This window comes from Deltaproteobacteria bacterium (genome assembly GCA_022340465.1).
Taxonomy (GTDB): domain Bacteria; phylum Desulfobacterota; class Desulfobacteria; order Desulfobacterales; family B30-G6; genus JAJDNW01.
Map to the genome: position 1 here is coordinate 32,886 of JAJDNW010000051.1, position 11,919 is coordinate 44,804.

The 11,919-nt window shown below is 58.0% G+C and carries 11 protein-coding genes; 3 read left to right on the forward strand and 8 right to left on the reverse strand.

Going from position 1 to position 11,919, the window contains the following annotated elements; translation table 11 throughout:
• Window positions 1–119 precede the first annotated feature (119 nt).
• The 3 genes from LJE94_08250 to LJE94_08260 are packed head-to-tail and all read left to right on the forward strand — an operon-like array spanning window position 120 to window position 1,886.
• On the forward strand, window positions 120–1,028 hold the full coding sequence (locus tag LJE94_08250; protein ID MCG6910099.1) for a mechanosensitive ion channel family protein: 909 nt from the start codon (window positions 120–122) through the stop codon (window positions 1,026–1,028).
• 11 nt (window positions 1,029–1,039) lie between these two features.
• On the forward strand, window positions 1,040–1,360 hold the full coding sequence (locus LJE94_08255; GenBank protein MCG6910100.1) for a hypothetical protein: 321 nt from the start codon (window positions 1,040–1,042) through the stop codon (window positions 1,358–1,360).
• Between the two features lie 28 nt (window positions 1,361–1,388).
• Window positions 1,389–1,886 (forward strand): GNAT family N-acetyltransferase, encoded by a 498-nt coding sequence (locus tag LJE94_08260; protein ID MCG6910101.1) that lies wholly within the window; start codon window positions 1,389–1,391, stop codon window positions 1,884–1,886.
• A 134-nt stretch (window positions 1,887–2,020) separates the two neighbouring features.
• On the opposite strand, the gene rnhA is transcribed toward LJE94_08260, so the two are convergent.
• From rnhA to LJE94_08300, 8 genes are all read right to left on the reverse strand, one after another.
• Window positions 2,021–2,827, reverse strand: coding sequence for a ribonuclease HI (gene rnhA / locus LJE94_08265; protein ID MCG6910102.1), 807 nt, complete (start codon window positions 2,825–2,827; stop codon window positions 2,021–2,023).
• Window positions 2,828–2,861: 34 nt separating this feature from the next.
• Window positions 2,862–3,074, reverse strand: coding sequence for an acyloxyacyl hydrolase (locus LJE94_08270; protein ID MCG6910103.1), 213 nt, complete (start codon window positions 3,072–3,074; stop codon window positions 2,862–2,864).
• A 63-nt stretch (window positions 3,075–3,137) separates the two neighbouring features.
• Entirely contained in the window at window positions 3,138–5,801 is a 2,664-nt protein-coding gene (locus tag LJE94_08275; protein MCG6910104.1) for a glutamate synthase, read from the reverse strand.
• Window positions 5,802–6,117: 316 nt separating this feature from the next.
• The gene (locus LJE94_08280; protein MCG6910105.1) at window positions 6,118–7,671 is read right to left on the reverse strand and encodes an alpha-hydroxy-acid oxidizing protein; all 1,554 of its coding nucleotides are present in this window, start codon (window positions 7,669–7,671) and stop codon (window positions 6,118–6,120) included.
• A 310-nt stretch (window positions 7,672–7,981) separates the two neighbouring features.
• Window positions 7,982–9,391 (reverse strand): hypothetical protein, encoded by a 1,410-nt coding sequence (locus tag LJE94_08285; protein MCG6910106.1) that lies wholly within the window; start codon window positions 9,389–9,391, stop codon window positions 7,982–7,984.
• A gap of 97 nt (window positions 9,392–9,488) precedes the next feature.
• Window positions 9,489–10,415, reverse strand: a complete 927-nt coding sequence (locus tag LJE94_08290) for a methylenetetrahydrofolate reductase (GenBank protein MCG6910107.1) — start codon at window positions 10,413–10,415, stop codon at window positions 9,489–9,491.
• Window positions 10,412–11,080, reverse strand: coding sequence for a methylenetetrahydrofolate reductase C-terminal domain-containing protein (locus LJE94_08295; protein MCG6910108.1), 669 nt, complete (start codon window positions 11,078–11,080; stop codon window positions 10,412–10,414). The genes LJE94_08290 and LJE94_08295 overlap by 4 nt, the downstream gene beginning before the upstream one ends.
• A 168-nt stretch (window positions 11,081–11,248) precedes the next feature.
• Entirely contained in the window at window positions 11,249–11,665 is a 417-nt protein-coding gene (locus LJE94_08300; GenBank protein MCG6910109.1) for a hydrogenase iron-sulfur subunit, read from the reverse strand.
• Window positions 11,666–11,919 lie beyond the last annotated feature (254 nt).

An 11,919-nucleotide genomic window follows, 5' to 3' on the forward strand; every position in this document is an offset into this window, starting at 1 on the left:
CGCCGCCCCGGGCCAAGCTGCGGGAGGATTCCATCCGAATTGTCATTATGCTGTTGCCATTTGGGAAATTACCGTGTAAATACCTAACAAACTGAAAACCTTGGGTTAAAGGAGACGTCATGCAAAACGAAATTGCGTCGAAAGTAGAACGCCTGGGGCACGTGTTGACCGAGTACGGCGCCGATATGGTGCAGGCCATGGTGGTTCTCGTGGTGGGGCTGCTCCTGCTTCAATTTGTCATGCGCAAGCTTAAGGCTTTTGTGGACAAAAAGGCCAAAGACCGCGTGCGCGCCACCACCATTTTCGGCATCGTCTATATCCTGTCACTGGTCTTTATCCTTTCAGCGGCTCTGATCACGATCGGCTTCGACAGCCGCAACATTTTCCGCCTGATTGTCCTGGTGGCCCTGGGAGTCATCGTTGTCCTTCTGGTCCTACGTCCCTACCTGCCCACGCTGCCCTTCAAGGTGGGCAACACGGTCAAGGTGGGCGCCCTCCTGGGAAAGATCGAAGCCACCACCATGGTGCACACGCGCATGCGGACCTTCGACGGCAAGACGGTGTTCATTCCCAACTCGAAAATCTTCAATGACTTTGTCATCAACTACCATTTCACCCCCACCCGCAGGTTGAAAATCGACATCCCCATCCGTCACGCCAGGGACATTCTCAGAACCAAGCAGCTCATGGAGGCCATCATGATCGAAGACCCCCGCGCGCTGCTGAAACCCGCCAGGCCCGTTGTTTACGTACTGAACCTGGTGGACGGCTGCGTCAAGATAGGGGCCCGCTGTTGGGTTGAAAACGCCAAGTTCTGGGTGACCCAGTGCGACCTGCTGGAAAAGTTTTTGGCAGCCATGGACAGGGAAAAAATAACCTTGGCCGGCCGGCGCCAGGCCATCCGTGTATTCCACGAAACCCCTCTGCAGCTGATCGACGCAGATCCGGAAACAGCTCCCGGTGAGCCGACCGGGCCAAACGCCGTGGAAGCGTCTTTCAGCGCTGTCAGCGACGCCGATGAGATATAAAGGAGGACCCCATGAAAATAACCGAAGCCATGCAACTGATCGATGAAAACTGGGTGCAAAAGAAAAAGGGGTTCCGTGTCTGCCTGCAGCGGCGTGAGGGATCGGATTGGATTACCGAGTACTCCCCGGGTGAAAAGGCCGCCCCCCTGGATTCGGACGTCACCACCTGGCGTCTTGCCTGGAAGCTGGCGCAAAGCACACCGCTGCGAACGGACGGCCCCCGGGAAGGCGACATGGTCAACGTCTTCGTCGTTGACCAGGACAACGCGCCGATCACCTACTATTCCACGGGAGAAAAAGCCGTTTTCAACGCCTGCTCCGACCTGAGCTGAGCGGTCTGTAAAATTGGGGCCAACCAATGTGAAGGTACGACCAGCCACCGATTTGGACCTGCCGGGAATTGCGAAAATCCACGTGCAAAGCTGGAGGGACGCCTATCGCCATATGCTACCGGCGGTGTTCCTGGGCGACCCCATCGAGCGGGTGCTGAGCCGGCACTGGCAAAAGACCGACCTTAGAGACAACGGTCTGGTCTTGGTGGCGGAGGCGGATGAACTGGCCGGCTTCATTGCGGTCTGGTGCCGGCCGGCCCCCTACATAGACAACCTCCACGTCAGGCCGCTTTCGAGGTCGAAAAAGATCGGTTCACGCCTGATGAAAAAGGCTGCCGAAGCATTACTGCGGAAGGGGCATCGAACCGCCTATCTCTGGGTCTTCGAAAGCAATTGGAAGGCGATTCGATTTTACGAACGTCTGGGAGGCGTCCCGGCCGAAAAGACCACCCAGGACATCTTCGGCTACAAGATTCCCAGTTTGAAGATTGAATGGAAGGACATCTCCACGCTTGTCTCGGTGTAGCGTGATTACGTGTTACGTCGTGAAATAAGGTAAAAAAGAATCGGACCTATAACCGATAACAAGGTAAAAGCCTGCCGGCCGAGGGGGGATGCCGCCCCGGCAACCGTTGTGCCTTATTCTGGCTCTCCGACCGGTCACGCCCCCTTTTTCTCATAACCCTTATCCGCCGGCAATCGTTTCTTAGCAGCTTCCATATTGGCCAACTGATCACACCGCTCATTGCCCATATTCCCGGCATGCCCTTTCACCCACTCGAACCTGACATCGTGCTTTTCACAAAGCTCGAGCAATTTTTTCCACAAATCCGGATTTACAGCGGCCTCTCTTTTATTTTTCATCCAGCCATTAGCCCTCCACCTCTCGGCCCACCCTTTGGTGATCCCATTGACGACATATTTCGAATCGCTGTGGAGGATGACGTTAGACGGCCTTTTAAGGAAACCCAGCCCCACAATACAAGCCATCAATTCCATCCGGTTATTGGTTGTGAACCGGTAGCCGCCCGAGAGTTCCTTCACTTTTTTCTTCCCTCTCATAATAACGACACCATATCCACCGGGGCCGGGATTGCTTGGCGAGCAGCCGCCGTCGGTGTAGATAACGATACCGCCGTCCCCGGAGGCTGTCTTTGGTTTTGTTGCGGGTTTGCTGGTAGAAGATGCCCTCGGTTTGGTGGGGGACGCCTTCGGTTTCACCTTGTTCGATTTCTTGCCCTCATTTTCCCTAAAGAAATCTTCCGCTTCTTTCCTGGTCGTGAATCCTTTGAAAACAGCCCCTGAAAATCCACGGACTTGAATTTCGGCACCGTTATCTCCATACCATTCGGTATAGATGCCCGGGGTGTTGCCGACAGCGACCGCGTAGAATTTTTTCTTTTTATTACGAGGCATGCATGGGTGTCCGTTACGATTTATGGCCATTCTCAGCGTTGCGGATATCATCTATCTTGAAATTTTGCAAAAAAAAGGGAAAATCTCAAAAACGGTAGGTATAACGAAAACCGATCGTGTCGAGCCCTTCATTGGGAGAGGCTAAATACGCGTTGGATACATGATCCAACATGATCGACAGGCCGTGATGGTCGGTAATAAACAGCCCGAGTTCTACAGGGATGCGAAATAACAGCCTCGATCCCAGCGCTTTCTTATCTTCACCATTTGTTTCTAATTCGCCGTCGTGAAGTGCCAGTCCGAGACCGAGGTTAAACTAGCCCGGATGGCCGTGTGCTCCCAAAGGAAACCGGAATAAACCCTACTCGTGTCTCCCTGGCTGCCAATCCTCGCCGTACTCTTCGACTTCCGTGGAAGCGGCGGCCAACACCGCCATGCCCGCCGGCTGAACCTTGCGGTAGACCCGGCTGTAATCCAGCCTCGTGCCGTTGACCGTCAAGAGGTCCTTTTCGATGGAAATGCCGAAAAGCCTTTCGTTTTCCTCAAGGTAGGGAAGAATCAGCGCCCAGTCCTCCGGCGACAGGTCCACGATTTCTCCTCCGTTGAGCTGTTCGTCCACCACCTGTTGCCGGGGGTCCCGAATATAAATGGCTCCGCCGGATGCCAGGGAAAACAGGTTGGAGCCCGGGTAGGGGGTCGCCTGCTCGACACACCCGCCGCCGTTGTCGAAGGAAAGCCCATTGAGCACCACGAATCCACCGTTGTCCAGAGGATTCCCGGCCATGAAGCTTTCCGCCAGGTAGTCCAGGCAGGTGCCGTTGATCACTACCTTGGGACGCCCCACCGCGTTGATCAGCGGGCGGCCGGCGGCGTTGCCCATGACGTATACCTCCCCGCCCTTGGCCCCGTACATGAAGGTCTGGCCCACGTCGCCGTAGATGACCAGTTTTCCCTGTTTCAAGATCTGTCCCACCTGGTCCTGGGCGTTGCCGTGGACGAAAAGCTGCAGGCCGTCGATGCCGGAGGCCAGGTAATCGCCGGAGCTGTCGTACACGTCGATGCGCACATCCCGGGTGTCCTTGGACAACCCGCAGCCGGTAAAACGCTGTCCCCTGTAGCCGAAGCAGATGAACTCCCGCCACCCGAGTCCGTAGGCGTCGCAGATCAACCGCGCGTCGCATGCGTCCCCTTCGGGGGGAAAGGCCCCGGCGTTCAGCACCAGCGTACGCTCTTCGCTCTGCGGTCCGCGCAGGTCATCCCGCAACGCCCGATTTATGTAAGCGTACCTGCCGGCAGGTGCCCCGCCGATGCCCGGCGTGGCCTCGAAGATCCCGGTCAGCGCTTCCCTGATCAGGTGAAGAACCGAACTGCGCTTTTTCGACCCCGTGCCGTAGCGGCGGTCGTTCAGGCAGGTCAGCACCTCGATGGCGTTGGCCTTGGCTCTGTCGTTTTTCACCGCGCCCGCCCCCAGCACATCGCAAAAGTGATGCAGCGCGTTGAAATCCCAGGCCGGCATGTGCTGTAAAGCGACGTCTCGGACCGTTTCCCACTCGTTCTCCAGGCTTTCCTGGATGAGGGCTTCGATTGCGTCCGCAGCGTCGGATGCGCCGGCGTCGATGGCGGGATTGTAATGCCGCTGCCCGGCCGGAACGGTCACGACCTTGCCGAACTTGTCCGTGCACGACAGCACCTTGCCGCCTCTGCCGTCGGGATGGTCCTGCACCGAAAAAATAAACGCCCCCCCGTCGGAGGCACTGCCTCCCCGTGCATTCCAGTAGACGTCCGCCACCGGGCAGAAGCGGCTGTCTTCGGCCGCCAGACTCTGCAGCGTGGCGTCGATGGCCTGTTTTTCAGAACACACCAGGCCGATCTGCACCTCGCCCTCCTGCAGGGCGAAAACCTGGGGGCGCAGCATGGAGGTGTCGGTGATGCCCAGCAACTGGAAGCAGTTCTCGTAGGGATTGTTGCGGGCGATGATAAACAGCCAGGGGCCGTCCGGCGATGCCTGGATGTGGGCCGACTGCAGGTAGCGGTAGATCTGCCGCTTCTCCGGAGGCAGAAGGTCGAAATCATGCTCGGTCGTGGGCGCCATGGCCTCGATAATGTACTCCAAGGGGTATTCGAAGGTGCGGTTCCACAGGTCGAACAGCTGGATGGAGACTTCCGTGTCCGTGAGAAACTGGGGGTATATGCGGTACTGCTTCAGATACTCGCTGACGGCATGGTAGTTGGCGAAATCGCCGTTGTGGACCAGGGCTTCGTCCAGCCCGCTGAACGGGTGCGCTCCGCCCGGGTGCCAGACGCGCCCCTTGGTCGGATAACGCTGGTGCGCTATCCAGCCGTGTGCCCTGAAATCCTCCAGCCGGTAGTACTGGACCACCTTTTCGGCATAGCCCACGATTTTAAGAATCATCAGGTTCCGCGCATGGGAGAGCACGAAGGCCTGCTGTTCGCCGAGAGAGGCATAGAATGTCTGGTTGAGGTCGGCGGAGTTGCGGTAGATGAATTCGTCCTCCGCCCGTTCCCGTGTCAGGTACTGCAGGCGGTTGTCCGCGGCGAAACGGTCGAGGACGGCCGGTTTCACCCGGACGAAATAGCGCCAGACATCCGGCGGGCGCACGTCGAGGCCCTCAATGTCCCGGTAGTCATCGACGGTCGGCAGGGGTTCAGCCTTGTGGATGTCGAGAAAGGGCGCGATGTTCCGCTCCTCGACGGCCTTCCTGCATTCGGGGTTCAACAGCGCCACCTGCAGCATGTAGTGACTGTCCAGGACTTCCTGACTCACCCCCAAATCGTCTGCCGACAGCCCGACCGCTGCAATGCCGCCGCCCTTCCCGTTGCCGCGATTGTGCATCTGGATGGAAGGTTCGTAAATGTGGCGGCCTTTTATCGGTATCGAACTGATGAACCCGGTTACGCCGCACCCCCCCTCCTCGGCCTGCTTTTTCCGGGCGCCACTGCCGGAGGCCTGTCTGGGTCTCGAAGCGACGATGCTGTCGATTAAACTTTTCCTAGTTGTTGGCATCTTTTTTTCCGGACACAAGGATGAATGTTTATCTGAAACACCAAACCACAAAGGCACCAAGAGGCACCAAGATTAATTCTTCCTGAGTTCAATTCAGGTTTTTAATCACGAAAGCACGAAAGGGCAAAAACACGAAAAACAGCCATGATCGTTTCGTGCTTTCAGCATTTCGTGTTTTCGTGAATTATTGAAGCATTTTTCCCTTTACCCAAAGCATACGATAAATGCCAGCGAATCGAATGGCACGAAGTAAATGACCATTGAATTTTAAACGATAATGTCACAGTATGGCCAGCCTAGTAGGTATTGTCTTTTCTTAAATTATCGTATTCCCGGTTGGCGCCGGCTGATAGGTGGTCCTTTCTTCCGCTTCGAGATAATCGAGGTGGACCAGAAGATCCGATCGCCCGGTCAGTTCGCGCATGCTGCGCATGCCCAGGCACCGCAGCAGTTCGCACCATTGCTTGCGCCAGGCCATGTACATGTTGACCAGCCGCTGCTCGGCGTACGCCTCGGATATCATCTGCCCCAGTTCGTGGTCTGTCGAGGCAATCCCCCGGGCACATCCCCGGCCGCTCTCGCAATTGCCGCAGCGCACGCACTCGAGAGCCACCAGGTCGGCCGTGCCGATGACCACACCGTCCGCCCCCAGGGCCATAGCCTTGGCCGTGTCCATGGCGTTGCGGATGCCGCCGCTGGCGATGAGGCACACCTTCTCCCGAACCCCTTCCGCCTTTAAGAAATTGTGCACTTTGGGGATGGCGTACTCGATGGGCATGGCGATGTTTTTCTTGGCGATGTCCGGCGCCGCGCCGGTTCCCCCGTAGCTGCCGTCGATGTGCACGATGTGGGCGCCCGCGTAGTAGCTGCCCACGGCAACCATGTCGACATCGGTGGGTGTGGACACCTTCACCGATATGAGCCCCCTGGGGTTGATCTCCTTGATCCAGTCCACGTGTTTCTTGTGATCCTCCACCGAGTAGACGCTGTGGAACGGAAAGGGGGAAAACAGGGAATTCCCCACAACCGTCTCGCGCATGGCCGCCACTTCCGGCGTGACCTTGTCGCCCAAAAGGTGCCCGCCAAGGCCCGGCTTGGCCCCCTGGGCATACTTGAACTCTATTACCGGTGCATGCAGGATGGTTTCTTCGCGCACGCCGAACAGGCCAGTGGCCACCTGGGTGATCACGTGATCCTTGTAGGGAACGAACGCTTCGGGATACCCGCCCTCGCCCGTGCAGGTCAGGGAGTTCAGCGTCCTGGCGGCCCTGGCCCTTCCCACCAGCGCGTTGAGCGCCATGGACCCGTAGGACATGCCGCCGCCGTAGCATGGCAGGGAAAGCGTTTTCGCAGGCCGCCCGTCTCCCCTCTTGTTGAGGGTCAGGCGCGTGTCGATAGCCGCGTCGTCGATATCGAGATACGCCCCGGGATCGAAGTGCCTGAAGCGGATCTTGTCGAAGCCCCCGCCGGAATTGCCCACATTGTATTCGAGGTCCACCAGCGGCAGGCTGCCGGTTTCGGCCATTTCCCAGTGGGCGATGAGCATCTCGTCGGTCCAGCGGTAGTCGCCCAGGGTTTCGAGAACGGGATTGAGGCGCAGGGTCAGGGCCCCCTCCGGGCAGCGGTCGATGCAGTAGTAGTCGTTCTTTCTGCACGCAAATCCGATGCACTTGTGTTCACGGGGGCGCAGGGTCCTGTTGTAGACCTCATACCTGGGATGCACGCCATAGGGACACAATTCCGCGCACAGGCCGCAGGAAACGCACTTGGCGAGGCTGCGCCGGATGCTGTACTTGCCGATGGTGTTCCTGAACCTGGACGGCGCTTCGATAACCTCCGGAAGGGCTGTTTCGTGATTCTGATTGTTCATTTGCTATTCCGCTGTGAAACAACTTTCATCAATATTAACCATTCACGTCTTCCAAATATTGAACACTCCCCGCATCAAGCTTAAGGGGAATCTTCACCGTAAGGAATTCTATCAATTATGATTCGCTCGCTTACCCTGCAGCAAGCTGCAGGGAATGCGCTCGCTATCTCGGTTCAACAATCAATATCCGAGGCCCAGTGATCACGCTTTCACAGGGCTAAAGCCCTGGGCTACACACAGCGCCAGCGACCCGGACATTGGCTATTAGTCGTTCAATATGGGTCATTCTCCTTATGGGTCATTCTCCTTTTCACGGGCCCGGGACGACACGCTCGCCGAAGATGGGCCCGAAATTTTCCTTTTCCAGATCCTCGAACCACATGGAGCGTCCGATTTCACCCCGAAGCCGCCTGGCTTCGCGGATGCCCATGGCCCCCATCATCTCGATGATCTGACTGTGCCACGCCCCGATGAGGTTGACGATGCGCTGGCTGCCCCAGTCCCGATCCACGCCGGGTTCCAGGGCGACGGGACACGGCAGCTCCTCCCGACAGCGCCCGCACAGGCGGCACTCCAGGGCCAGCATCAGAACGACATCCGCTTCCACCGCGTCGGCACCGCACAGCATGGCCTTGACCACATGTTCGGCCATGGAGATGCCTCCCGAGAAAACCAGGTTGACCTGCTGGCGCAGGCAGTCGTCCACCAGCTTCAGATGGACTTCCCTGATCAGGTCTTTGAGGAATCTCGGATGGTCCGCATGAATCTCCCGGCCGTGATCATCGGCAAAAAGGGTGATGCTGTCGATGCCGGCACGCGTCAGGCTTACCGCCCTCTCGGCTGCGCCGGCGTCCAGAGGAAGCCTGGCAAGCACCGTTATGTCCGGATTGAGGCGCCGTATATCTGTTAAAACGGTTTCCTTGCCCGGTCTTATCGCTATCTCGACGGCCCGGCTGCGGCGGATGACCGCTTCAAACAGTGCCATTTTTTCAGCCTCGAAGGAAGGGATCAGAAAATCCGCGTAAGGCATCAGTGCCGGCGTCACGTCATCCGCCGCCACGAACATGAGGGTGCCGAGACGTTCGGCCGCCGCCGCGGCGGCCAGACGGATGGACTCGTTCTGAACGAGATCTGCGGGCAGCCGCAGCAAAAGGGGCAGCGGCACCTCCAGGATTGTGGGCAGTTCGGACGCAATCGTGAGATCGTCGTTGAACGTCAAGGGGGTCACCCGCCTGGAAAGCTCGACGCAGGTGTTGATGTACTCCCGGCCGTGGATCCCGTCCCTGGTCGGACGCACGATTTCGGACATGTCCGTCCACATGGCGTCGAACCCGGGTGCCGCAAAGGGGCCCCGGTATCCTGCGCCGGATACGGGAATACTCCCGGTGTGCGCCTGATACCACAGGCGATGAATGAGCTCCGCCCGCCAGTACGCGTCTCCCAGGGTCCTGTACTCCGGATTGATCGCCCGCGAAAAAATACCCCGCGTACACTCCTGAATACACCGGAAGCAGCTTTGGCAGGTGTACAGGTACTCGGGCTCCTCCATGGCGGCCATGTGCAGCACGTTTTCCTTGAAGATGTTGTAAACACACCGTTTCTTCACGCATTGACGGCAGCTTCCGGCGCAGTCCTCCCGAAATTCCACCGTGGCGTATTTGCCGATGGGATGAAACCGCGGCTCGGTCTTTTGAACGGATATGTGGTATTTTTTGGGCATGATCTATTCCATGGTTTTTAATCTCAACCACAAGAGCACAAAGGCAGATAATTTTCGACACGGATTGCACGAATTACGCGGATTTCTATCAAAAAATCTATGCAGGTCTCGGTAATAGACCCGCTTTTTCGACAATCTCGGCGACGATTTCCTCCCACTCGATGGCCATGATGTGGATGCCGTGAACCCCCTCTGTTTCCCTCAGTTCGGCGATGGTCTCGAGACAGATCTTCACGCCTTCGGCGGGGGCTTCCTTTTTGGGCACGCCGGCCATGCGCCGGATGACCGCTTCCGGGATATCCATCCCCGCCACCCGCTCGTTCATGTAGGTGGCCATACCGGCCGACTTCAGCGGCGTGACCCCGGCCAGGATGTGAACCCTCTCGGTCAGGCCCTCCTCCCGGGCCAGTCCGATCCACTCTTTGAAACGGTCGAGGTTGTAAACGCACTGCGTCTGGACGAAATCAGCACCGGCATCGATTTTCTTGGCCAGCCGGATCACCCGGTATTCGAACGGGTCAGCGAAAGGGTTGGCGGCGGCGCCAATGAACATATCGGGTGCTTCGTCGAGTTCGAAACCACTCATGTCACGGCCGGTGTCGCGCATCTCCCTCACCGCCCTCGCCAGGTGCATGGAGTCGATGTCGAACACGTTCAGGGCGTCCGGCTGACTGCCGAAGGACTGGTGGTCCCCGCTCAGGCAGAGAATGTTCCTGATCCCCAAGGAGTAGGCGCCCATAATGTCAGACTGCAAGGCGATACGGTTGCGGTCGCGCGTCACCATCTGCACGACCGGCTCCAACCCCATGTTCAAAAGATGTGTACAGGCGGCGATACTGGACATGCGCACAATAGCGGTCTGGTTGTCGGTCACGTTCAGGGCGTCCACCGCATCCTGCAGCAGTCCCCCTTTTTGGACGATGACCTCGCGGTTGCCTCCGCGGGGGGGGCCGCACTCGGCTGTGACCGCAAATTCACCGGCCCTGAGCAGCCGCTCCAACCTGCTTGCGGGTTCCGTTTTCATATGACGTGATCCTCTCTGACCAGTTTTCGGGGTCCCCCGGAAGTGCTTGTGGACCAGTTTTTAGGCGGCACATAGGCGCGCAGATTGTCCAGCTGCCCCAGAATTTTCAAGCGTTCGATAATCATCTGCCAGGCACAGTCGGTATCGGGGTTTACCTCGCACTTGCCCCCCTGAGATCCACCGCAGGGGCCGTTAAGCAGCTTTTTTGCACACCGCGTTACCGGGCAAACGGCCCCGAACAGGGCCAGTTTGCAGTTTCCGCAACCCGAACATTCTTCGGTAAAAAGCCCCTGCTTTTCCAGAACGCCGATAAAGGTCGTGTTGACGCCGGGCAATACCGGGCTGGTCACGAACCTGCGGGCAATGGCCTGCACCCCGGCACCGCAGGCCAGGGAAAGCACCGCCTCGCATCGTGAGATGGCTTGCGCCGCCTCCTGGATGAACTCGTCCTCGCACTGTCTTTCCACGGTCAGCTCTTCCACCTCGATTTCCCGTCCCTCCTTGCGCGATGCCAGCCTGAGGGCCGATGCCAGAACCGCCGTTTCGTCTTCACCGCCGGCAAAGCAGGTCTTCACGCACGTCCCGCACCCGAGAACCAGCAGTTTTTTGTACGGCGCGACCATCGTCTTGATCTCTTGGATGGGTTTTTGTTCTCCTACAATCATGGGCTGTCTCCACGTAGATGCCCGGTCCCATGGGGCCCGGCATTGGTCTCACCCTGGAAGGGTGTTGTTCAGGATTTCGGATTTGGTGCTTGGAATTTTATTCCCCCTATTACCGGCCCAGCCAAATTTCTCTGGCCCGGCCCGCCGAAGCAGGATTTCAATAGGCTGTTAAACCGCCGCCGACCTGGCCGGACTCGGGCCCAGCTCCTTCAAGCCGGACACCACTTTCTCGACAATCTCCATCACCAGGTCTTCATCGCCGGGTTTGACGTTGAACAACCCCAGGCGCCGCCCGTCCAGACCGATGTCGTCCAGCAGGTTGCGCACAAAGGCTGCGCGCTTCTTAGCCCGGATGTTCCCCTCGATGAAGCGGCATTGCCCTTCGGGACACACCAGAACGGCCACGCCATCAGCATCCGCTTCGAAGGCACGCAGCAGAAAAACGTCCTTAACCATGCTGGAACAGGGCATTTTTACAAAAGATACGTCCGCCAGCGGTTTGATGCGTCCTAGGAAGGCATTGGTTTCGACAAAACTGTTGATACAGTAAAAAACGGTGAGTTTGGGCGTAAAGACCGTCTGCATTTCCGGACACCTCGATGGCAAGGAATGATCTGCACGTTTTCACCTCCCGGAAGCGCCGTGCTTCACCGGGCAGGTTTAAAAATGCGTATACAGGATCGGCACTGGTTTGTCCACCTTAATCCCCCCCCGTACCGCTTGTCGATATCGTGCCCCGATTGACGCTTCCCTGCAGCAAGCTGCGGGGAATGCGCTCGTTATCTCGGTTCGATCAGGGGAAAGAGGGTATTGGCCTGTGGCCGCCGTGTCGCCGGCCA